Source organism: Mastigocoleus testarum BC008, assembly GCF_001456025.1.
Lineage (GTDB): Bacteria > Cyanobacteriota > Cyanobacteriia > Cyanobacteriales > Nostocaceae > Mastigocoleus > Mastigocoleus testarum.
The window spans coordinates 139,888-164,268 of sequence record NZ_LMTZ01000107.1 but is presented as its reverse complement, the minus strand read 5'-3'; the positions used below and the strand labels follow the sequence as shown (position 1 = coordinate 164,268).

General features: G+C 36.3%; 15 protein-coding genes. 5 read left to right on the top strand and 10 right to left on the bottom strand.

Annotated features, from left to right (window positions below; all coding sequences use genetic code 11):
• Positions 1-331: 331 nt before the first annotated feature.
• A complete protein-coding gene (locus BC008_RS26040) occupies positions 332-952 on the top strand; it encodes an HD domain-containing protein (RefSeq protein ID WP_058183902.1) in 621 nt (206 codons plus the stop codon).
• Positions 953-1,287: 335 nt separating this feature from the next.
• Positions 1,288-1,890: a hypothetical protein gene (locus BC008_RS26035; RefSeq protein WP_027845065.1), complete on the top strand. Its 603-nt coding sequence runs from the start codon at positions 1,288-1,290 to the stop codon at positions 1,888-1,890.
• 171 nt (positions 1,891-2,061) lie between these two features.
• On the opposite strand, the gene BC008_RS26030 is transcribed toward BC008_RS26035, so the two are convergent.
• The 4 genes from BC008_RS26030 to BC008_RS26015 all read right to left on the bottom strand — a co-directional run bounded on the left by BC008_RS26030 (position 2,062) and on the right by BC008_RS26015 (position 7,064).
• Positions 2,062-3,447, bottom strand: coding sequence for a cytochrome P450 (locus BC008_RS26030; RefSeq protein WP_027845066.1), 1,386 nt, complete (start codon positions 3,445-3,447; stop codon positions 2,062-2,064).
• 338 nt (positions 3,448-3,785) lie between these two features.
• Complete coding sequence (locus BC008_RS26025) at positions 3,786-4,460, bottom strand: DevA family ABC transporter ATP-binding protein (RefSeq protein ID WP_036266908.1); 675 nt, start codon at positions 4,458-4,460, stop codon at positions 3,786-3,788.
• Between the two features lie 121 nt (positions 4,461-4,581).
• Positions 4,582-5,805, bottom strand: coding sequence for an ABC transporter permease DevC (gene devC, locus BC008_RS26020; protein WP_027845556.1), 1,224 nt, complete (start codon positions 5,803-5,805; stop codon positions 4,582-4,584).
• Between the two features lie 53 nt (positions 5,806-5,858).
• Positions 5,859-7,064, bottom strand: coding sequence for an HlyD family efflux transporter periplasmic adaptor subunit (locus tag BC008_RS26015; RefSeq protein WP_082650604.1), 1,206 nt, complete (start codon positions 7,062-7,064; stop codon positions 5,859-5,861).
• A 744-nt stretch (positions 7,065-7,808) separates the two neighbouring features.
• On the opposite strand from BC008_RS26015, the gene BC008_RS26010 reads away from it, so the two are divergent.
• Positions 7,809-9,137 (top strand): hypothetical protein, encoded by a 1,329-nt coding sequence (locus tag BC008_RS26010; protein ID WP_027845554.1) that lies wholly within the window; start codon positions 7,809-7,811, stop codon positions 9,135-9,137.
• Positions 9,138-9,302: 165 nt separating this feature from the next.
• Here BC008_RS26010 and psb28 read toward each other — a convergent pair whose 3' ends face one another.
• The 3 genes from psb28 to BC008_RS25995 form a co-directional block, all read right to left on the bottom strand.
• Positions 9,303-9,689 carry a photosystem II reaction center protein Psb28 gene (gene psb28, locus BC008_RS26005; protein ID WP_027845553.1) on the bottom strand — a complete coding sequence of 129 codons (387 nt, stop codon included), beginning with the start codon at positions 9,687-9,689 and terminating at the stop codon, positions 9,303-9,305.
• A gap of 17 nt (positions 9,690-9,706) precedes the next feature.
• Positions 9,707-11,320: a serine hydrolase gene (locus tag BC008_RS26000; RefSeq protein WP_036267371.1), complete on the bottom strand. Its 1,614-nt coding sequence runs from the start codon at positions 11,318-11,320 to the stop codon at positions 9,707-9,709.
• A 198-nt stretch (positions 11,321-11,518) separates the two neighbouring features.
• Positions 11,519-12,421, bottom strand: a complete 903-nt coding sequence (locus BC008_RS25995; RefSeq protein WP_027845551.1) for an RNA methyltransferase — start codon at positions 12,419-12,421, stop codon at positions 11,519-11,521.
• Positions 12,422-12,715: 294 nt separating this feature from the next.
• On the opposite strand from BC008_RS25995, the gene BC008_RS25990 reads away from it, so the two are divergent.
• Positions 12,716-13,621: a DMT family transporter gene (locus BC008_RS25990; RefSeq protein ID WP_027845550.1), complete on the top strand. Its 906-nt coding sequence runs from the start codon at positions 12,716-12,718 to the stop codon at positions 13,619-13,621.
• 131 nt (positions 13,622-13,752) lie between these two features.
• On the opposite strand, the gene BC008_RS25985 is transcribed toward BC008_RS25990, so the two are convergent.
• Both BC008_RS25985 and BC008_RS25980 read right to left on the bottom strand, forming a co-directional pair.
• Positions 13,753-20,574, bottom strand: a complete 6,822-nt coding sequence (locus BC008_RS25985) for a hypothetical protein (RefSeq protein ID WP_058184034.1) — start codon at positions 20,572-20,574, stop codon at positions 13,753-13,755.
• Positions 20,575-21,619: 1,045 nt separating this feature from the next.
• A complete protein-coding gene (locus BC008_RS25980) occupies positions 21,620-22,168 on the bottom strand; it encodes a pentapeptide repeat-containing protein (RefSeq protein WP_027844335.1) in 549 nt (182 codons plus the stop codon).
• Positions 22,169-23,037: 869 nt separating this feature from the next.
• On the opposite strand from BC008_RS25980, the gene BC008_RS25975 reads away from it, so the two are divergent.
• Entirely contained in the window at positions 23,038-23,559 is a 522-nt protein-coding gene (locus tag BC008_RS25975) for a universal stress protein (RefSeq protein ID WP_027844336.1), read from the top strand.
• A 340-nt stretch (positions 23,560-23,899) separates the two neighbouring features.
• On the opposite strand, the gene BC008_RS25970 is transcribed toward BC008_RS25975, so the two are convergent.
• Positions 23,900-24,166, bottom strand: a complete 267-nt coding sequence (locus tag BC008_RS25970; RefSeq protein WP_058184033.1) for a hypothetical protein — start codon at positions 24,164-24,166, stop codon at positions 23,900-23,902.
• Between the last annotated feature and the right edge of the window lie 215 nt (positions 24,167-24,381).

Sequence of the window (24,381 nt, the reverse complement as noted above, 5' to 3'; positions counted from 1 at the left end):
CAAAATTCTTCACTCAAGTATAGTTTATTATTTTTTAGCCGTAGTAAATATTAATTAGATGTTAAATAGATAAATAGACTGACATTCTATATTGTTTCATTGAAAGAAAGCTAAATATTAAGAAATGACTATAAACATTGATTGAGTTAAGTATTTGTAATTACATGATTCTACTTTGATGAGAGCAGCAATAAAATTTTTAAACAAAATTTATGTGTATATAAAAGTAATTTTGGGCACATCTGTAAAGATTTGATGCGTGAAGAATGATAATCTTTTGAAATGTAATTTTTAAATTTATATTGTTCCCTAAAGTTTATTTTTGTGAACCATGCATACAAAAGCATCTTTACCGATTAGTCTGTTAGATGGTAAAAATACTTTACCAATTATTGAAGCTTACTTTGAATTCAATCATCTAAAGCAATTATATCGTCAAGGTTGGTTGCAACATGGTATTGAGCCGAAGCATTGTGAAAGTGTTGCTGAACATTCATTTTGTGTCGCTTTATTGGGTTTGTTGCTAGCAGATCAATATCCAGAATTAGACGTGAATAAAGTAGTGAGAATGGCTTTAATTCATGATTTAGGAGAAATCTACGCTGGTGACTTTACTCCTGAAGATAACATTGACAAGAATCACAAGTTTGAATTAGAAAAACAATCGGTTTTGCAAGTATTTAATAAGTTACCTAATGGATGGAAGTGGATTAACCTGTGGGAGGAATACGAGCAAGGTAGTTCTGCAGAAGCTAAGTTTGTCCAGCAATTAGACCGATTAGAGATGCTTTTACAAGCAAGTATTTACGAGCAGCAACTACAAGTAGATTTGTCTGATTTTTTTGCATCTACAGGATGGGATGTGTTTTCACCAGAATTACAATCTATATTCCAATTTTTAGAGGATTTAAGAAAGGGAAACAGGGAAGCAGGATACGCAAGTCCAAAATAAGAAATCAAAATATGCATTTCCTGCGGACAAGATTTGCTAACAAAAGTCAAAAGAGAATCTGCATATGACTAACGTCACAAACACGGATCTGGCTAGCAACTGTGATTTTCCCATAATTTTTAGGGAATAAATTATTTCTGTGTGTATCTAATAACAGACCAAAATTTATATACAAACTGCATAAATTAACAAGGCTGTCATCTATAAGAATATGTAGCACCAAACAAAAGACCTGAATTTCTTATAAGGTCAAGTTCACAAGCTCAAAAAATCCTCAACCTGAAACCTATTTCTGGTCAAGGTTATGGAGAGTGGGAATATTCTAATGGTGAGAAATGGAGGAAGCGCAAGGAGTAATAACCATGATTTGTCAAGATAAAAACGAGCTATCGACCAATAATGAGGAACTCTATCGATATTATGCTCAGTCAGAGGGTGTATGGAGTTCTGACCTTGCAATCGTAACAGTTAAATTAGTTGGTCAAGAGGATATCTTACCGATCGCCGAATACTACAATCTCACTCATATAGAGTTTGGCGTTCAGGCTACTTGGAAATACAATCACAAGAAAAATAAAGATACAAATTTTGAAAATACAAATTTTGACAATAAAAATTTTGAATATCTCATGAACTGTTGTACTGACTCAGAACAACCAGGGTTGATGTTCTGTCAGTTTGGTTCAAATGTTACTGAGCAAAATCTTAAAGATGATAATCGAGGTCGGATTTTAAAAGAAGTAATTCCTGACATGAAGAACTTGATTCTGAGCAATAGTTTTATTGTTTTGGATTATATTTTTGTAGACTCTCATACATTAATCACAAGTAGTGGGAAATATAAAGCGACAACCCGCTTGGAGAGTGAAAACAAGAGGTATAGAGAGGAAACATATGATGGAAGAGTTATTAGACGTGTTTGGGAAGAAAAACTATAAACTTCAAAATCTTAAGTTCCAAAACCTTAAGTTCCAAAATCTTAAGTTCCAAAATTTTAAGTTAAAAAAATCTTAAATTAAAAAATTTTTAGATAAAAAAGTTTTCCTACCTCTTTCATCCCCACCAGACATATGTTTAAGTGGGGATTTTCTCATAAACAACCGATAGTTTTACTTACTTATGACAGGAACTGCAGACTTTTGAGGTACGCGAATACCATTCATCTTCATTCTTACACCCCGTGCAGGTGCAATGGTAACGCCTCGACGCTGGGGCTTTTCTGGCTTATCATCCAACAATTCCAAGTTGTAACGAGAAACTACATGTGCTAGTACCAACTTCATTTCAAACAGTGCTAGAGCATAACCAACACAGCGACGTACTCCTCCACCAAAAGGCATAAATTCATAGGGAGAAAACTGTCTTTCTAAAAATCGCTCTGGTTTAAATTCTTTTGAATCTGGATACAAATCTTCTCGATGGTGTAATAGATAAATACAACCCCAAATATAACTTTCAGGTTTTAGTTTATGTCCTAACAACTCAACAGGTTCTTCTACTTGTCTCTCAAAAGTCGTCATTGCGACAGGATAAATCCGCAAGGTTTCATTACAAACTGCGGTTAAGTACTTTTGTTTAAATATAGTTACAGGATCGGGATTTTCTCCAAGACTGTCTAATTCTTCCAGTAATTTGGAACGTAAGATTGGTTTGTGATGAAGCCAATATAATCCCCAAGCCATTGCTGTAGCAGTGGTTTCATATCCCGCAACCAGCAATGTCATCATTTCATCCCGTAACTCTTTGTCTGTCATGGAGTTACCTTCAGGATCTCTTGCAGACATTAATAATGAAAGAATATCAACCCGATTGGGATCGTTTAATTGGGAACGTCTTTCACTAATTTCAGCATAAAGTAATTTATCCAGCATTTCCCTTCGACGCAAAAAATTACCCCAGGGACTCCAAGCTCCTAAATCTTTTTGTAAAAAAGGGAACAATAGCAAACTAAAAGCTAAGGGAGAGCGGAATAAATCCATCATCCCAATGATCCCATGCTTAATTTGTTGATAACGCTCTCCTTCATGTAAGCCAAATACAACTTGTAACATGATAGAAAGGGAAATATCTGATGTGATATCACGAGCAGTGAAAGCTTTATTTTGCGGTATATCACTGAAGACTCTATCCGTAATATTGCTGATTATTTCGCCATACAATTGCATTCTTTCACCATGGAATTGAGGCATTATTAACTGACGCTGGCGTTTGTGAGGTTCGCCATCGAGCAACATTAGAGAATATTCTCCAATTAATGGTTTAAGCACCCCATCTGGATTCCCTGGTGCTGTAAAGATTTTCCTATCATTGGAATATATTTCTTGAATTGCTTGAGGATGATTAACAAATATTATTGGTTGCTTTGCGCCGAATATCTGAGCAGTAAATATATTGGGGTGCAACTTAACTGCTTGCTCCAGGAAACTTAAAGGTTCAGCAATCCATTGATAGCGTTGTTTAAGAACCGGGATACTAACAATATTTGGTAGAGACATAAAATTGCTGAGGCTTTTAGAAAGAAAAGCATTTTTGGGAGTAATGTATTAAATATTAACGCAGTTTCAATTTGTATGAACTAGATCGGAGAAACAATAAATAATAAATACAGTTATAGTTATAGCTTTGATGGAGACCCAGTCGCTGGTAACTTAAATTATGCAAGAAATATCAAACTTATTTCGTCGCATTTCATAAAAAGCCCATACAAAAGCATCTTGATTGATTAGTATTTTAAGTAATAACGAATAGTCTATCTACTGTTAAGGCTTATTTTGAGTTTAATTATTTAAGTCACTCTCAAATTCCCCCAAATGCATTGTTTGGAAGTAAAACTTTATAGTTTTAAACATCCGTCTTCCATTTGCACGATGCGATCGGCAATATCAAGGATTCGGTTGTCATGGGTCACTAACATTACAGAGCAACCTTCCTCCTTGGCTAGTTTTTGGATAATATTGACTACATCTCTTCCAGTTTTACTATCTAAAGAAGCTGTTGGTTCATCGGCTAAAACTAATTTAGGTTGAGCAACCAATGCGCGAGCGATCGCAACTCTTTGTTGTTGTCCCCCTGATAATTTTTCTGGGTACGTATCGACAAAATCTGCTATTCCAACTGCTCTCAAGATATTTTCAGCGCGTTGACGATATTCCCATGTGGGAATTTCTGGATGTAGTTTCAGGGACATTCGCACATTACCGTAAGCTGTTAAGCATTTAAGTAAGTTATGGTGTTGGAAGATAAAACCAATTTGATTTCTCACTTTAGTTGCCTGTTTTTTACTGATATCTCGTAATTCTCGACCAAGAATTTTTAAACTACCAGACTGTACAGAACGGAGCCCACCAATTAAAGATAATAAAGTAGTTTTTCCACTACCGGAAGGTCCTGTCAAAATGACTATTTCTCCCGGATAAATATCTAAATTAATATCATTTAGTACAGACTTAAGTAGTTTACCTTTACCAAAGGAATGATTAAGATTACTAACAGCAACAGTAGGTTTCATAGTAGGGATTGGCGACTGGGGACTTGGGGAAAGTGTGGGGAGTGTGGGAGGATGGGGAAGAGCAAATTACTCATTACTTATTACTTATTACTTATTACTTATTACTTATTACTTATTACTTCTAAAAAACGTCTGCAGGGTCTGCAGAACGAAGCTTATTCGTAGCGATCGCACCGGAAACAATACTCATTACTAAAGTAAGAATAAAAACTTGTAGAGCAATACTTACTTTCATGGCTATGGGAATTCTGGTTAGCATGAATAGTAACTGATATAAACCGACCGAGGCGATAAAACCAGGAATAAATCCCATCACCCCAAGGATAATTGCTTCTTGAATCACAACTACTAATAATGACTTGTCCCCATAACCCATTGCTTTTAGGGTTGCATACTCGGAAAGATGATCGTTAATGTCAGAGTAAAGAACTTGGTAAACAATAATTATCCCCACAATAAAACCAACGATGGTACCAAATCTTAAAATGACTCCATTCGGTTCTGAAGCATCAAACATTTGCTCTCGTTGCATTAATTCTTCATGGGTGAATACACCAATTTCCTTGGGAATATTAGCGCGTAATTGAGCTTGTACCTTCTTAATATTTACTCCTTCATCAACAGAAATGACTCCAATAGTCACCTGATCAAGGCTACTTTGTCCTTTACGTTTAGCATAGTTCCAGTCACTCATAATGATGTTACCATTGGCAAACAAAGTGCTACCCATCTTGAAGAGTCCTACAACATAGGTGCGGCGATTACCCATTAAAGTTGTAACTTCTTCCTGGGTTGTTAACATTTGGGGAACTTCACCTAAAGATGGTTGCGAGAGACGATCGAATAGTACTGCATCGGGTGAAGTCAGTTTAGCTAACTGATTATTGACCTGGGGTAAATCGAATACTGGAGGTTGAGCGGGATTGAAAGCAATAATTCTCACCCTATTCCCAAAATTTCTCTGTCTTTTTCTACCGGGGGAAGAGGTAGCTAAATTTTTCTGTCTCGCAAATTCTGTCGGGTTGACCCAATTATCTCGAGCGATATAGACCGGACTAACCGAATCTATTCCATCTATAGCTGCTGCTTTGTAAATAGCAGCACGGGGAAAGGGAATACCCCAACGAATTGTAGGACTTAGGGTAGAAACTAATAATAGATCGCCACTCAAACTTTCATGTAATTTGGTTGTTCCTTCGGTGAGCATTGATAGCAATCCTACTTGAGTGAACATCAAGATATTAGCGAAGCAAACTCCTGTGGTTGCAACAGCTAAACGCATTTTTTGATGAGATAATTGCGCCCAAGCTAAGGGTGTCTGAGGTTGAAACTTTTTTGGTTTCATATTTTGTCATTGGTAATTGGTAATGGGTAATTGGTAATTGGAGGAATAATAAGTTAAACATCAATTTTGACGCGGACTTGCATTCCTGTTAAAGCCGAGACTTTGGGATTATCTTCAGGATTGACACGAATTTTAACTTCCACTACTCGAGCGTTAACATCAGTATTTGGGTTTGTTTTATCTTGATTGAGGCGAGTTTTACCAATTTGTAAGCCAATCTGGTCTACCTTACCTTTGATTTCTCCTTTAAACCCACCGTATTCACTATTAATAGTGGCTGTTTGTCCCTTTCTTACCCGAATAATATCGGTTTCATAAACCTCCGCAACTACATACATCTGCTTGGTTTGTCCGAGTTCTGCAATACCCTGCTCGGTATTTACCTGTTCTCCAACCCGGGTATTAATTCGTAAAATTTGTCCGCCAATTGGTGCTCTTGCTTGTGTATCATCCAATTCAGCTTTGCGTTGTTCTACTTGAATTAAGGCTTGTTCTAATTCAGCCTTAGCTATTTCTACATCCACAGGACGAACTTCTTTTAACCTACGTAAATTTGCTTTTTCTTTTGTTAATTTTGCTTCTAGAGTTGACGTAGTATTTTCTAAATCTGCTTTACTTTGGGAAATACTAGCTTGTGCTCTCTTGTATTCTTCTGTAGCGTTATCTAGTTCAGCTTGTTGGAGTGCTCCTTCTTTAGTTAACACGTGATTGCGCTCATATTTGATTTTAGTGTTACGCAAAGTAGCTTCTGCTTGAGCAACTAAAGCTGCTTTTTGTCTTGTTTCTGATCGCAATCTAGCTTCCAACTCTGCGATCGCTGCTCTTTGAGCAGCTAATTCTCCTACTTTTGCATCTCCTTGACGAATTTTCAGCAATCTAGCCCGTTTAATCGCTACATTGGCTTTTGCTTCTCGCAACTGCTGTTCGGCTCTTTCTGTTCCTTGCAAAACCGCTATTAATTGATTCGGTTTGACAAAATCACCTTCTTTGACAAGAATTTGATTTACGCGACTATCCCGCGCATTGACCACGGAAATTTTAATTACATCTCCCTCAGGTATAATTCTACCGAGGGCTACAACCCTACTGGAAGTTGGAATTTCTGTTTGCGTAGAAGTTTCAGGTTTATTATTTTGTGCTTGCAGGGAAGCACAGGCTGTAGATAGACTGAGAAAAACAAAAATAAACGTATAACGAATAATATACCGCCAAAAAATAATAGATGCCTTTTGGCGAACTCCATTTTGTGGCTGAAACATAATAAATCAGTTCCCAATAGGTTTAGAGTTAAATATTTCTTGAGTTTTACAGTAGGTCAATTTCGAGTTGTATCGACAAAGAAGTCAAATGAACAAAAAATTTGGAAAAAGATATTAAAACAAAAAGAATACTATTTTGACGATAATCTGTTTTAGAGTATTACTCTTGCAGATATATAGAAACAACAAGGAAAGCAGATTATAAAAAATCAAATTCTAAATATATCGAATTCTGAGTATATCGAATTTTAAGTGTATCCAAATTGTATTTGAGTCATTGAGCCAAGTATTATACGCAATACACATGAATTTTAGCAGCGTAAATCGGACTTTAATGCTGAATAGAGTCATAAAAATCCATGACAAAAGTCATATTGATAATATGAAGTTAGATATTTTCGATTCACAAAAGATTCAAAGCTTTAGAGTTCCAGATTTGATCGCGTAGAACTACAAAATATATAAAAATTATTATATCAAGTACTCCCCTCTAGTGCTTTACTTTTATTAAAATCCTTCAATTTACCTCCTCTCCCGACTTTTGTTAGCGCTGCGTTAGCGGTAGCGAGGCTTTAACACATGCGCGACCTAGCGTAAGCGTACTGTAAGTATTGCGCATAATTCTGACTTCTGACTCCTGACCCCTAACTCTTGACTTCTAATTTTGTCCTAAATTAATTGTACGGAACATCTTTTCTTAGTGCAAAATCAATATAAATGTCACTGAATATTGATTTTTATCTTATGGGTATATTCTCCAATCAAAAACTTTGCTTAGGTGTCGCTTTTGCTGCTTTATTTGGGGTTACTTTAACCGGAAGTTATTTACGTACTCGTTCCCAAAGTATTTCCTACGCTCAAAGTCAACTTCAAACAAAAAATAAAAATCAACTAAAAAATCAAAATTCAGTCACTGAAACAAAAACTTCACTACAGTTAGCTGCAAATTATCAAAACAGTTTAACTGTTAACCCAGTATCTACAATCAATAGTAATCAACAAGAGAAAGATACAGCGCAACAAAAATCATTATCAAAAACTTACCAAGTAATTGATGAATTAAAAAGAAATAAATTTAAGATTAATGGCGATCGCGTTTTTAGAACCGGAAAACTACCCAGAACTAAAGTCGATCTAAATCAATCAGACCTATTAACAGTTCTGCTAAACACCAGAAAATATTTCCAAGAACATAGTGATGCAGACCCAGATGTGCAGAGAACCGGAATACTGGGAACCCAAGGTGTAACGATACCGGATGTTCTCAAAACTTTGGATTTTATGATTGCAACATTACGCCAAGATATTGCTAATGGTAGACCAACCCGCTTACAGGATCCCAATTTTATTAACAAACACTTCAGAGTAATTAAATGGTCTGCATATAATCCTAAAAATCTGCGGAGAAAAAATTTAAGAATCACCAAATATGCTGTTTTTTCCCATTCCGGTTCTCGAAGAAAAACTTCTACTTATAATACGCCAATTTACAGTCTCAAGGACGAGTTAGCTACAGATAAATTTTATAAAAAATATACTAAGCAACAGGTTTTATCAGGAATTTATGAGCGCGGTGGAAAAGAATTTGGTAAGGTTGAACCCCTTGCTTATCTTACCCGAGAAGGTTTAGAAGAAGCATTAATGCAAGGTACAATCCTGATTAATTTTCCTGACGGTTCTCAAGCATTTTTCAATGTAGATCGAAATAATGGAATTCCTTATGTCAAAGGGTTAAAAAGAAGAGCACAAAAACGTTATTGGTATTTCAGACAAGTTGATGCAATCAAAGGTTACGGTCATGAGATAAATGCAAAAATATCTGTTAAACCGGGAGTCACCTTCGCTGGAGATGTCTTAAACGTTGGTTTAGGTAAAATTATTGTTTTAGAGTACAATAAAGGCGGTCGCAGAAGATTGAAAATGGGAGTTTTAGCAGATACAGGTGGCGCTTTCCTACCCAATCTTTATCAATTAGATTTTCTCGCCGGAATCTTTCCCAATAGACAAAAATTTAACGAAAATAATCGCAGATTACCAACATATGCAAAAGCATATATCTTAGTAAAAAAATAAATAACCGTTATTGGTAATAACTGTTTTTATATAATTGAATTACGTGTCAAACATAAAATATTTGTAGAGACGTACCATCTTGTAGAGACGTACCATGGTACGTCTCTACACGTGATTTATTCACTTGAAAAAGTTGCGGATGTATATCAAGTTAAATAACTACCATCAAGCATCAGTGGATTGGGATTTTTCTCCATACTCCATCCCATTTTGCTCTGCATAACGATGCATGAAACGCATAAAACGTTCCCAATGATCCTCATGTTCGATTTCAACCTTGCACTCTACTTTCCTTAACTCATCCCCTTCATCCCCACCAAAAATAAATCGAGTTGAAGAAGGTGTAACGCTAATATCACCTTCTTCGTCAGTTAAAAGCATGGAATTTAAAGATTGCTTAGTAAAACTATTTGCACCTTCTATCGCTTTCAATTTATTAAAAGTCATTACAATAACGCGGTTCCCAGAACGGGTATTTCTCCGCAGACTAACGTTATCCAGCTCTTCTTTTATGCCAGCAAAAAACTGAATTGAAGGATTATTAGATGCCATGATTTATACGAAGAATATTATCTCTGATATGGATAATGATACTGCTGATTGGCTGGCTGTTGATACTGATTTGGGGGATAATTTCTTCCAAACCTGGTGTGAACTGGTGACGTCACTGGCGAACTATAAGTATTCATAGGCACGTTACCCCTATTAGTCGGATATGTGGGAGTAGTCATCCCTCTCTGTTGCATGGGGTTAACCGGTGGACTATTTCCGCTTCGATTACTTTGGTTTGGAAGATTATTAGGCTTACTTAATTCTTCAAAAGCCTGACGGGAAGCAGATTTAATAAACTTTTCTGCACTGGGGTCATCTTTAACCTTTCGCTCTACCATCACGGCGATGGTATAACGCTTACCGGTTACTAGATCGACTAAACCGGCGTCTCCCAACATTTTACCGATATATCCCGTCTTATTGGCAATTGTTGCTCCTTCTCCCAAACCTGTAGGTAATAAATGCCTTCTGGTATTTTGTCGCATAATTGCCAAAATGCGATCGCGTGATTGCATACTTACCAAACGACCCCGACTTACCATCGCCATCACATCTCCTAAGTCTTTGGGTGATGTGGTGTTTGTCCCTTCAATATCTGGAAGTGGATTGCGAAGTGCTGTGTGAGTCAAACCCCAACGACGAAAACGTTGATTGAGCGCCTGCATACCTCCCATACGCTTTATCAACATGTTAGTAGCTGTATTGTCACTGATAGTCATCATCTTATCAGCAACTTCCAATGCTTTATATGTGGTCCCTGCTGGTTGGTTGCGCATATCTCCAGAACCACCGACCATATCATCTTTTTCCATGGTCAAAACCTCATTGAGGCGGATTTTGCCATTATCTACATCCTGGAAAAAGGCAACTAAAATAGGGATTTTAATTGTACTTGCAGCGGGGAAACTAAGTGTGGCGTTCACATTTACATAGCGCCCATCATCCAAATCGATTAAATATACTCCTGGACGAATACTAGGATTCTGATTCGCCATACTTTGCAAGCTAGCTTTTAAAGGAGCAATCTCTTGGGTGAGTACGAGATTTCCTGGATCTAAATTAGATTGAGATTGATTTTGTCCGACTTTAGCCTCAGAAGATGAGGTTGCAGAATTGATTCTGGTCGCCGGGTCAAACATTGACAATGCAGTACCCACTATTGCACCAATACCAACTCCAACGATTAACAGTCGCAAGGCGTACAGAATTGTTCTAGCCATCGGCTTTAAGCGCGTCCGGCGAGACATTGTAATCCTCTTCCCTGGTAATGGCTGTTTGCGTACCCGCTTTAACTTCACCGCTTGGGCGTTAGCTGCTTTAGGTTTAGCCCTTGCAGGAACAGCACTGCGGGAATTTGCCGTATGAACCTGAGAAGGAGGAATTCTTCTGGGCGGATTACCCTTAGACTTCGCGACGGGTACCCTTGTTTTTACACGTTTAACAGGAACGCCTTTCGCGGCAGAATGCTTGGCGAGAGGACGCGCCAATGCACCTCCCCTTGAGGTTGGCGGTTGCTTTCTACGAGATTTTCCTGAATTATTTGCCACTTTTTTTTCTATACTAGGAAACTGACGGCGGTTGCTAGGTTGACGCCGTGGAAAAGCTGTGAACTTGTCAATTGACTCTGACACCGCTACTCCTTTTGAGTTACTCAAGTAGAACTCTCGCGTACGTTCGAATTCTCCCGTACTAACTTCCGAAAACTTAACCTACTTCCAAAGCACCCCGACTTAGAGCTTGATAACTGCCACTGTTATAGCGTTTCCGTGTTTAGTGTAAGTCATAAATCATTATTGTGCAGGATAATCCCGTACATCTTGGATAATGATTTACAAGTTTTCACGTTCACTTGCTTGGCTGGAATTTGCTTGATTGGAAATATCTAGCAATTCGTGATTTGATAGCGCCCATAAGGTTTGACGCAGAACCCCCCGTAGCATAGCTACTTCTTTTGTTCGCAGTTGGGCGCGATTATACATTTGACGGAATTTCTCCATCCGACTAGCTACTGTATGGGGATATAGGTAACTAATTGTTAATAGTACAGATTCTAGCTGTTGGTAATAACCTTCGACAACGTCTAAAGGTGCGATGTCATACTCCGAATGATTAACTGATAATGTTTCTAGGGGTTTTTCAAAGGTGTTATTGGTGTTTTCTTGTGTTTTCGCTTCTATCTGTGGTTGTATTTTATAATGATTTTCTACTTTATATTCTGAATTGTCCACCTTAGAATCTAAAAAAATTCCTGAAATTGTTGCCAATTCATAACAACAGATACCTACACTCGTTGCTAAATTTAAGGAAGCATATTCTGGATTTGTGGGAATGCGCATAAATCGCTGAGCGTAGTTTAATTCTTCATTACTCAGTCCCCTGTCTTCTGGACCAAAAATTAATGCGGATGGTTGTCCGATTTCTTCAAGTAACCAAGGTAAGGCGATGCGGGGTGGTTCTAAGGGTATTTCCCAATCTCGACTTCTAGCAGTTGTGGCGATCGCACGTTTGCATCCTTTTAATCCCTCAGGTAAAGTGTTAACTACTTCGGCTGTTTGCAAAACATCTTTTGCGTGAACTGCCATTCTCAGTGCTTCCTCTCCTAGATAATCGCATTTGGGATTAACCAAAACTAATTGATTTAAACAGAAATTTTTCATTACCCGCGCCACAGAACCTACATTCATGGGACCTGCAGGTTCTACCAAAATAATTTTTACTCCAGTTACCGTCATCTAGAAATCTCCTTGAGGTTATCAGTCAACAGTTAACAGTTATCAGTTATCAGTTAATGCGCTGTGTACACTTACGTGTCCCGCAATACCTACGGTACGCTACCGCTAGCCGCTAACGCGCACGCAATACCTATAGCTATAGCTGCGCTACCTACGGAGCTGCTACCTACGGATCCGGTACGCTTTGCTAGGCGCTAACAGTTATCAGTTAATAGTTAATAAATAACAGATAAGTTTGGGTAGTAAAATTATTCACAGGTACTGGAATGGGGCAACACTGAGAATCTATCAATAATGGTTTTAAATTGGAAGATTGGTTTAGTCCTTAGTGTTGGGGTATGTGCGGCTTCGACTGCTGCAATTTTTACCAGATTGGCGTTTGACGCTGCAGGGACTTCTGGTGCTGGAATTAGTCTGGTTCTTGCTGCTTCACGATTAACTATCGCTGCGTTGATACTGCTTCCATCTGCAAGAAAATTTCCCGAGCTTCGGGTTAATTCTCAAGCAATTTACTATGCTGGAATTGCTGGAATTTTTCTCGCTTTACATTTTGCAACTTGGATTTCTTCCCTCAGTTACACATCAATTACTGCTTCTACAACTTTAGTTGCAACTAACCCCCTTTGGGTAACTCTATTTTCTTGGCTTTGGTTTAAAGAAAAACCTTCTCTTCTTACGGTCACTGGGGTGGGAATCGCTGTTTTTGGTGCGATCGCGATCGGTTTTGGAAATCTTCAAATCCAGACTGCGACTAGTCAAGCATTGTTAGGTAATGCTTTGGCTTTGATGGGAGCATGTGCAGCAAGTTTATATTTACTCTGGGGACGGGAAGCCCAAAAACTAGGATTAAGCATTGGAGCATACGTGACTGTTGCGTATACAACAGCAGCAGTAATACTTTTACCTTTACCTGTGATATTCGATTCGGGTTATATCGATCACCCCATTACTTTTTACTTGTATGTTTTGTTAATGGCTCTTTTTCCCCAACTGATAGGACATACTAGCTTCAATTGGGCGATGCGATCAATTTCGCCGACTTTGGTTGCATTGACTATCTTGTTTGAGCCAATATGTTCCAGCTTTCTTGGTTATTTGATTTATCAAGAGGTTCCAGGAGTGTTGGAATTTGTTGGTGCGGGTGTATTACTGATTGGGGTTGCTTTAGCTATCGTTGGGGCGAGACAACAAGATATATGATGTCCCTAAATTTGTTAACTTTATGTATTACTACTTAGATTTTACAGCTACTTAAGCAGACAAGGAATAAAAAAGGTGGGTTACTCCACCTTTGTAAGAACTTATTTTATTTCAATCGAATCTGAAATCGATTATACAAGTATGATGTCCTGGGTAATATTCAAACCAGCATTGGTATTCAAGGTCGCAAAATGAGTATCATTGCCATTCTGGTTAAAGCTTAAAGCACCTGTAGTACTGTTGTAAGTGAATTGACTTGTAGAAGTTGCACCAAAGCTAGAGACAATCTGAATTTTATCTCCGTCTGAACTAGAAAAGTCTGTAATAGTATCAATCCCGTCTAAACTGGAATTGAATACAAAATTATCTGCACCAGCCCCACCAGTTAATGTATCATTGCCAGCTTCACCATTTAATGAATCGTTTCCTTGTTCTCCACCAAGAACATCATCTCCAATTCCACCCAGTAGGGTATCATTTGCTGAATCACCAACGGGGTTTTCATTTCCTCCATAGAGTGTATCATTACCGTCCCCACCTTTGACGGTATCTTGACCATCTTCACCWSTTARCCAATCATYACCTTGCTCYCCATCAAGAKARTCATCACCTGCACCACCCCATAGAGTATCATTTGCCGAATCACCATRGGGGTTTTCRTTTCCTCCMWAAASTGTRTCGTTACCRTCMCCACCTYTRAYRRTATCKCKACCCSATTCACCWSTTARCCAATCATYACCTTGYTCKCCATCAAGAKARTCATCACCTGCACCACCCCATAGAGTATCATTTGCCGAATCACCATGGGGATTTTCATTTCCTCCCAAAACTGTGTCGTTACCGTCACCACCTCTAATAATATCGCGACCCGATTCACCTGTTAGCCAATCATTACCTTGTTCACCGTCAAGAGAGTCATCACCTGCTCCACCCCATAGAGTATCATTTGCCGAATCACCATGGGGGTTTTCGTTTCCTCCATAAAGTGTATCGTTACCGTCCCCACCTTTGACGGTATCTCTACCCCATTCACCGCTCAACCAGTCATGACCTTGTTCCCCATCCAGATAATCATTACCAGCACCACCCCATAAGGTATCATTTGCAGAATCACCATCGGGAGTTTCATTACCCCCCAGAACTACATCATCACCATCACCACCTATTACGGTATCTCTACCCCATTCACCTGTTAACCAATCATTACCTTGTAAACCATCGATAAAATCATTACCATTCTTTCCTAACAGACGGTTATTTAAATGATTTCCTCGTAATGTATCATTTAAACTACCACCAGATGCGTTTTCTATATTTATGAAAGTCTGGGAACCTATACTAATACCTAAAGTTAAAGAAAGATTTTCATTAATATACTGTTGTCTAGGATTGCTCAAGTCTAGGTTAATAACTTTCGTAGTGGTTGCAGAGAAATCTAATGTATCTGTACTGTTATTATGTTGGTTTTCAATCTCAAATTTTTCCCATTCACCAATCCGTGTACCTTGATCTATGTCCCAACCATTGACACGTACATAGGTGTTATGGAAGGTTTTGAAAGCAATTTTCCCATCACTTTCAACAATTGTGAATTTTTCCCAATCACCGATAAAGGGGTTCTGCTGGACATTCCAGGGACCAAAAAGATACTTTCCAATATTATCGGCTTTCCAAAAATGATGTTCATGGAAGGTTCTCAGAGAAATTGTTCCATCACCATTATTCACAACAGTAAATTTTTCCCAATCTCCTATAAATTGGTTTCGTTCTAGAAACCATTTACCAATACCAGGTTTACTGGCTTTAACATAGCTATTATTGAATGTTTTGACAGCAATCATGGTTTCATTGATTGTGTCTGCTCCAAGTGCATTATCTGTATCAAAAACGTAAGTATCATCTCCCCATCCACCAATCAAAATATCATTACCAGCACCACCACTGAATAGATTATTACCAGCACGGTTACTCAGAACGTCATTACCATCTCCACCATCAAGAGTATTATCATCATCTCGACCTTTGAGGAAATCGTCACCACGAGTACCTTTACCTTCAACCGTACCTGTTGGGGAAAGCTGAAGATTAGCAGGAGTAGTATAAGCGTTGTTAATATTCGCTTCTAAACTAGCAATATTGTCTTTTGCAAATTGAGATATTCCTGAATTAATAAAACTGATACTGCCATCAAAACCAAATTTTAAAGCTATTTCCCAAAATAAGAATTGCCCCCAAGCTGCAATGTAATCATTACTGTTATTACCATCATCTATGAATTGAAGATAAGCACCTCCAGACCCTAATGTGAATCCTCCGATAACGGGAATAGGATCGGGAATATTAACACTTCCTTCAGCAAAAGCATAGATATCAAACTGATTTTCACCACGTCCGCGACCTATCAGGGAAGCATCTGCTTTAATTAGTCCCCATAGCATATCCAACTCAGTTTTTGCTAGAAAAGAGTTATGCTTCCAATTGAAATTAATTTCACCAGTTCTACTTCCTATTCCTAGTAGACCATCAAGAATTTTAACTTCGCCCTTACCATTAAAATATTCTGGAGTAACAGTTGCACTTAGATCTAGTCTTAGAAGTGATACTCTCTCTTGTGGAATGTCAACAAAAGGAATAGAAATTCGCTGTAAATCAATTTGTGGTCCTAATGTAATCCCAAGACTACCTGTAAATTCTGTTGTGCTTCCTTGATAGGAGCCACTCATACTTTGAAGAAATGCAATTGGTTTACCGATGGGTCTATTAAGATCTTCTACGTCTATCTCAATAGATTCTAATTTGTTACCATTCCAATAAACTTTAGCATCAACTTCAACTCCAGAAGGTATTTCAATTATTCCTTCGGCAAAGATTTTTGTTTGATTATTGGTAGTATCAATCTGAAACGCTGCTTCTTTTATCTTCCAACCAGGGGAAACTCCATTATTTGTGATTCTACCTCCCAATACAAATTCTGGATCCCAAGGTTCACTATCTTGTAGGTTTTTGTCAATAGTAAAGTCAACAGTGACATCACTTACAGTATAATTTAATAATTTAAGGTCACTAGCATTGGCTGCAATTCTTCGTAGACCGTTCTGATCAAATTCTAATAATACACCTATCTCAATTCCCGTTAAATCTGACAAAGTTGCGTTGCCAGCGAATACTCCTTGGTTGGCATCGTAAGATACTCGTATATTACTTAGTTTCCAGTTTCCAAAATTAATTTCATCTAGAGTCAGTTCTACACCTGTTAATTTAGCTCCATCTTTAGTAACTATTAACTTCTTATCACCTGTTAACGAACCTTTTAAACCCTTGAGTTGAGGAATTTCAATTTCACCCTGAAGAGAAAATTCTGGGTCCCAGTCGTCCTGATCATCCGGTCTTCTATCAGGATTAAAATCTATGGTGGTGATATTTGCTTTAGCACCGAATAAATTAAAATTAACGTTAGTAGCAGTGATATTTTTCAGACCGTTGCGATCAAATATTAGTGATACTCCTATATCTTCTCCAGTATAAGTTTGGAGAAAGGCACTGCCAACAAATTCCTCTTTATTACTATCGTATTTTACTTTAATATCGCGGAGTTTCCATTTTCCAAATTGGATGTCATCAGCTGATAACTCTGCACCTGTTAATTTAGCTCCGTTTTTATTAACTATTAACTTATTATTACCTGTTAGCGAACCTCTTAAACCCCTGAGTTGAGGAATTACAATTTCACCTTGAAGAGAAAATTCTGGGTCCCAGGGTTCGCTATCTTGTGGGTTTATGTCAACAATAGCGTTTACTGTCTGGATATCTACTTGTGCACCCAAGAAATTAAAATCTGTTCCGATACCACTACTACCTGTTATTTGGGTGAGTTTACCTTGATTAAATGCAAGTTCTAGGTTGATTGGACTACCAGGGGTTTTTAGTTCAGCATCAACAACAAAACTATTATTAGGAGTATTAACATTTAGATTGATGTCTTGGATTTCCCATTCCCCAAATAAGGGAATATTTGAGGCATGAACATCTGCTACCATTGAGAAATCAAGACCTTCATCAGTCTTTTTGATCTTGATGTAATTACCACCATTTAATTCAAATGTGGTGTTTTTGAGAGTGGGAATACTAAAAGTACCTTGGAGTGTTGCTTCTTGATTGTCAAAATCAAAGTGTACTTCAGCATCATTTGCTTTAATTTCCAACAGACCGAGAATATTTAAGGTATCCTCACCAGGAAGTTTTACAGAACCTCCAGAGACACTAACACCATTATCACTGATACCTATATAATCTTCTCCATTAATTTCTACTAAACCGTTTACACCAACCAGTTCTTCTGGTAATAACATTGAACCTTGTAATCTTAGTTGAGGGTTACCATTTTCATCTTCATCAAATGATAAGCCTTCAAAAAAAACTTCTATTCCACCAAGTAATTTGAATCCAGAATCGTCACTGTCACCTTTATCAGTAATGGTTCCCGATAGTGTTTCTGCATCAAATTTAAGGTTTCCATTAAATAAAGCAGAACTTCTATTATTACCAATAGCCGAATAAACCTTTGCATTTACATTAGAGCTATTTTCTTCAATGTAGATAAATTCTTTGGTTTTTCCATCTACAGTTTCTTTACGAACTGTTACTTTGCCACCATCAACAATAGTAAGTGGGGCGAAAATACGCTCATTTTTTCCTATCTTAATTCTTTGATTTTCCCAACTAGGCTCTGGTTGATGACCTGAATATTCATACTGAAGAGTTCCACTAAAATTGTTACCTTTTTTAACTGGCTTGTTGTTAATAAGTCGTTGATTTCCTGTACTTATTATAGTATTTCCAAAGATAAATGTTTGTGAATTAGCAGCGTTAGTTGTAATTTCAGCAAACATTGCATAATGTGCATCGCTAAATAAATTATAATCAACATTATTTGTTTGGCCAGGGTTTATATTTTGCGTATTAAAAATCTCTAGTTCATCTACTACCCCTCTATTTGTTAATATATAATCTAATTTTTGACTAGACTGATGTCCACCCATGTTCGGAAGTATAGGATTAGCAGTTGTTCCTTGTATTTGCTGACTTCCAACATTTAAATCCCCAAGTAAAATGTATTGATTATTTTGGTATGAGGGATCGGCAGCTAATGCTGTAGTTAACAATTCTAAATTCTTAGTTGCTGCGGTATGTTGATGAGGAATACCATTGTAATCATTAACTTCATTATGCCATGTCAAAAATCTATAGGAACCTCCACCTCCTTGTACATCAAACTGAATAGGTGGTCTATATTGGTATGTATTCCCATGTCTAAAACTATGGGGATAATAAAAACTTGGGTTTGTTATATTATTAATAGTTCTACCATTATACAAAATCAAGTATCCATCAGTTGTTATTTTATTATTACTAATCCCAGGAGGATTCGGATTAGGATACTCAGTTTCAAAAACTTTATAATTGTAATTTCCTGTTAAAGTTTGTAGCCCTGTTTTAGTAAATTTCGTTAATCCAGGATTGGCAGGATTATTTAACAGTTTTGATAGCTCTGTTGCTAGTGGAAAGTTGCTTGAATTTGGTATTTCTTGTAGAACAATGATGTCTATATTGTGATTCCATCCATATTTCGCTATATAATTTATTCTTCTCAAGACCTCTGCGATATTTCCTGGGAAAGATTGAGAATTTACTGAAGTTGCGTTTTTACTAAAAACATTCCATGTTCCAACTCTTAATTTAGTATTATTCTCAATTTTTATATCTGGCTCATTAGGAATAGTAGTTACTTCTTGACCATTACGAATAACAGTAACAATATCATTCTCTTCTCTTAAAGCCTGTAACTCCTCATCACTCAGAGTATTCCCCTGAACCAATTCCGAAAAAATATCTCCTTCATCACCAGGAGAATCAATCTCATTAATCTCAGAATCAACAAAATGACCGATTTCTTCGATTAATACGTCGGTAACTCTAGCAGTATTTTGAGAATTCTCAGTTAGAAATTCAGTCGCTAAATAAACTAATCCAGTATCCGTAGAAAAAGCACCATTCCCACCATAAATTGCACCACGATTCACAATTTTAATAGTAGGAATATCGGTAAAATTCCTGTCTGCAAAATTATCAAATAAATTATCTGCTGCTTCCCGATTAAAATCAGTACCAAAAGCCGTCTCTAACTTCTCACTATATTCAGAATCGAATCGGAACTTGCTCAGATATTTATAGGTATCCTGTAAAGCCGTATCTACTATTCCATAAATATCCAACAAATCCAGCCCGCTGCTGTTATCAATCTCAAGATTATCTGCAAAAACAACAGTTAAATTATCCTTAACTTTGGTTTCATCTAACTGTGTTTCTGGATTCTTCAATACCTCAGAAATAGTTCTGCTAATAACCGTATCATTGTTATTCTCAAGATTCTCATGACTGTTACTAATAGCAGTATTTTCCTGTACAGCAATATTTTGCTTACTTCTATTAACCCTACGAGACTTGGGAACACCTAAAGTTGGAAAAATTAAACCACTGAATGAATTAAAAGTATTTCTATCATTTATGCTTAGTGGTAAATAACTAAACAAATCATCATTTATCTTCTGCTTGTGATTTAAAAATTCTAAAAATAGGTTATTTAAATTAGCAGATTCATCATCGCCAAACATTACTATATTAGAGGATTTAACAAACCTTCTCAGTCGAGGAAATGTAAAATCGCCATCATGTATCTTGCGATTCCAAAATGCTAAAAATAGGTTACTAAAATTAGCAGATTCAACATCATCAAAATCAAAGAGTGGTGTATGTAATAATCTAAATGACTTTGATTGGCGAAGAGATGCAAAATAATTATTAACTAATTCTTGATTATTCTGATTTTCAAGAAATAAATTAGTGTCGAATAAGATTCGAGATAAATAATTTGGTATGCTCTTGTAAGTTTTCATGATTTTACTCCTTAATTAGCTATCAAATTAAATAAATAAAGAAACCCAAAATAAAATGACATGCAAAGCAAAGCGCAGCACAAAGTAAAACGCAAATTTGAATCTCAGTATGCGTTCAAAAATCAAATCTCTTCCCAACCGCTATATCCAGAGAGGAATGTTAAACAAAGTACAAAAGTAAGTTAGTAATAGTTTTACTAGCCCAGAAGAGAACAGTATTTAAGAAAATAAAAGCGGGCATAAAACACTAACATCAGCAATGACAATTTTAATTGCTGATAATTAAATCATTACCTCTAACGAGTAATTTGGGGAGCATCTCAAGTTTTAAAAAATATGTTTTATCATTGCGAGCGTAATGCAATGGAGCGTTCGCGGAGCGCGTCCTCAGCAATCACAAAGTCAAGATGCTGCGATTGCTTCATTCCGCTGCGCTTCATTCGCAATGACAACCTAAACTTTGGTAAATTCTAAAAATTGAGATGCTCCCAGTAATTTGCAACGATTAATTACCCTGATAATAATTACCCTGATAATAATTACCCTGATAAATATTCCCAACCCTGAATTAACCTTTGATAAACAATAAAAAAGGTAAGGTTAGATTTAATTTCATACTGTAAATTACTGACTTAAGACTAATAAACAATTATGGAATGTTTATTGTATCAATAAGTCATAACTATTCATATGTAGCACGTATAAAACAGAAACTCAAGGAAATTTTCTTACTTTTAATTGGAGTGTGTTATATTTTAGGGATTATTTTCCCAATCTTATAATCGCTTCGCTTCACATTAAAGAAAATATCGAGATTTTCAAACGTCAATTTATTCCGTATTTTATATGACGTCATAATTTCGATTTATATCAATAATACCTACGCACAATATAAGTGTTGCAACAACCAAAAAGGGTTATTGCAACACCACCGTAATACTATTTACCTTTAATTTTGCAGTCAATATCGAAACAGTTGCAAGTCCAAAAAATTACGCTTCAAGTTGTCTCAAATTGTTTCAAAATTATATTTCCAAGCAAATAGTTAATAACTACCAGCCCAAGTAACCCATTTATGGGAGATACTTGCATGCATAATGGTACCACTTACTTCTCTATCAGTTATCATTGCATTGGTTAAATTTGCACCACTGGTATCTGCATCATTTAAATTGCAACCAAGTAAACCTGCATAGCTCAGATTGGCTTCCCTAAAATCCGCTCCACTAACTTCCGCATCTGTTAGGTTTGCACCCAGCAAGTTTGCTCTAACTAAATTAGCACTCCGCAAATCAGCATGACTCAAATCTGTTTGCTGTAAATTCGTACCCGTGAGTTCAGCCCCAATGAAGTTGACATCACTCATTTTTGTGCCGCTTAAATTTGCTCCATTCAGATCTGCATCAGTTAGGTTTGCTCTCGTAAGGTCGCATCCTTTTAATGTTGCACCACTCAAATCAGCACCACTCAAATCAGCACCAGAGAAGTTCGCACCACTTAGGTTAAGGTCACAAAGATTTGCTTGATGAAGATTCCATCCTTGAAATTTTCTTTCTCCTGCTGCATATCTTGTTATAAGTTGATTGGCATTCATAATTTTTCCTACCTTCAAAATCTATGTAAATTATGTTGATTTATGACGATATTTATCTCCTCCATCAGAGAAAGACAAACATTATCAAATTCCGAATTCACTAACCGATTTTTACTATTGGATTGAAAATTTATGTCACACTGTTTGATGCCGATCGGATTTATTTGTTGCTTCTATAAGTTAAAACCGTGGTTTTAGTTTGGTTACATCTTGATTCTAAGTTTCATTCCTTTGCGACCATGCCTCCAAGGGACATATTTTATGGTTAGTGACTCAATCCTAAAAAGTCATAACCTTATTTTGCTTCATTTATATCTTTGCTGAGCAATTACTTAATGTAATGTAAATATCGTGGTTGTCAATTAGGTTAACTAAAAATATTTCATTATTAGAGAACAGGGAGTAGGAAACAGGTAACAAAAATAATATTAGATATTTTTGCCTATTTGAAAAATACTATACGCATAACATCAAAACATCATCAGCATTCAAATCATAAGTATTTATTTACTTATATTTCCTTGATTTTTCTTATTATTTCTCTTCATTAACGTGTCATAACTTAATCGTTTGAGTTGGAAAAAGTTGTAGTTATTTTAAATCTGTAAATATAATTTAGCTACCAATAACCGAACTACATTACTAGTAGTGGTAAATAAAATAACGATTATCTCCAAGGTGCTTAAATCCAGAATCAAAGCGTGGTTATTATTCATTTTACTTCTCCCACCGCAATATCCCTCACAAATTCCTCAAATTTCCTTACTATAAATATAAGTGTAAGGCGTGATTTGGCTAGTTAATCTACCTATAAATATCAATCAAAAATGCACTGACTGCATTTATAGATTTAGAATGGGATAAATACTATGTTTAAGAAAATTATTGTGGCTTTAGATCGGTCCCACATGAACAAGCAAGTTTTTGAAGAAGCATTAGACTTAGCAGTGAAAAGTAATGCTAAATTGATGTTGCTTCATATTCTTTCTTCAGAAGAGGAAAATAGTCCTTTAATGCCGATATATTCAAGTCTGAATTATTATCCAGAATTAACGAGAACTGAACTATATCAAAAAGAATGGGATGAATTTAGGCAAGAAGGAATCAAAATCCTACAGTATTATACTAACCTCGCGACAAGAAATAACGTAGAAACTGAATTTACTCAAACACTTGGTAGCCCTGGTCGTAATATTTGTGAATTCGCTCGTAATTGGAATGCTGATTTAATTATTGTTGGACGTCGTAGTCGTTCTAGACTCGCTGAAGTTTTCTTAGGTAGTGTCAGCAATTATGTATTACATCATGCTCATTGCTCTGTATTAATAATTGAAGAGAAAAAAGAGTCTCTGACTGCGACTTCTCCTGACACACAATCAAATTCAGTTTAATTTAGGCTTGAATAAAATACTATTTAGAAGGTAAAAAATAATAAACCCCGAATAATTTTCGGGGTATTTTTATTAAAAAATCATAAACCCATGAAAAAATGGGATTATGATTTAAGCTAATTATTAGATTCTGCAATCCTTAAATAAATTAATCCTCGCAACTAATTTATATTAACCAAGATTTATAATTTTTTGATGTAATTTAAGTGAAATTACTGCATATCTTGATGTCAAAACTTAGAAAACAAAATCACTATTATTCAAAAATCTTTCTAATCTTATTTATTTTGAATTGATTTATTTTGAATTGATTTATTTTTGAGGTGATTTATCTTGAATCTTAAATTTCTACAAGCGTTGTTGACTGTACATCTGATTTACTGCTAGTTGCAATATTTTGTTTTTGAGATTCTGTCAAACAAGTAACTTTTTCTAACTTCTTAATGACTTGAGATAAATTGCTTAATGACATTTCTGCTAACAAATCAGATTTTTTATACTCAGAAACTGGCATTGATTGCCAACAAGTTCTGCAAAACCAATAAACACCATTACCATTTGTGTGGCGCAAAAGAATATCAGTGCAGCAAGGACAGTAGTTCATCATTTTCTTTAACCTGATTTATTTAACTGCAACAGCCACAGTCTGTTTGTAACTTTGTTGACACAACACATAAGCTGCTATGTTTTCAGAGTAGGTTGAAAATGTGAGAAACCTGTGAGGAAAATTTAATTTTTTGTGAACAAATGTAATACAGCCTATACATTACTTATTGCGTTGGAAATTGCTATGATTAAGCAAAGAAAAAGTAATATTCTTTT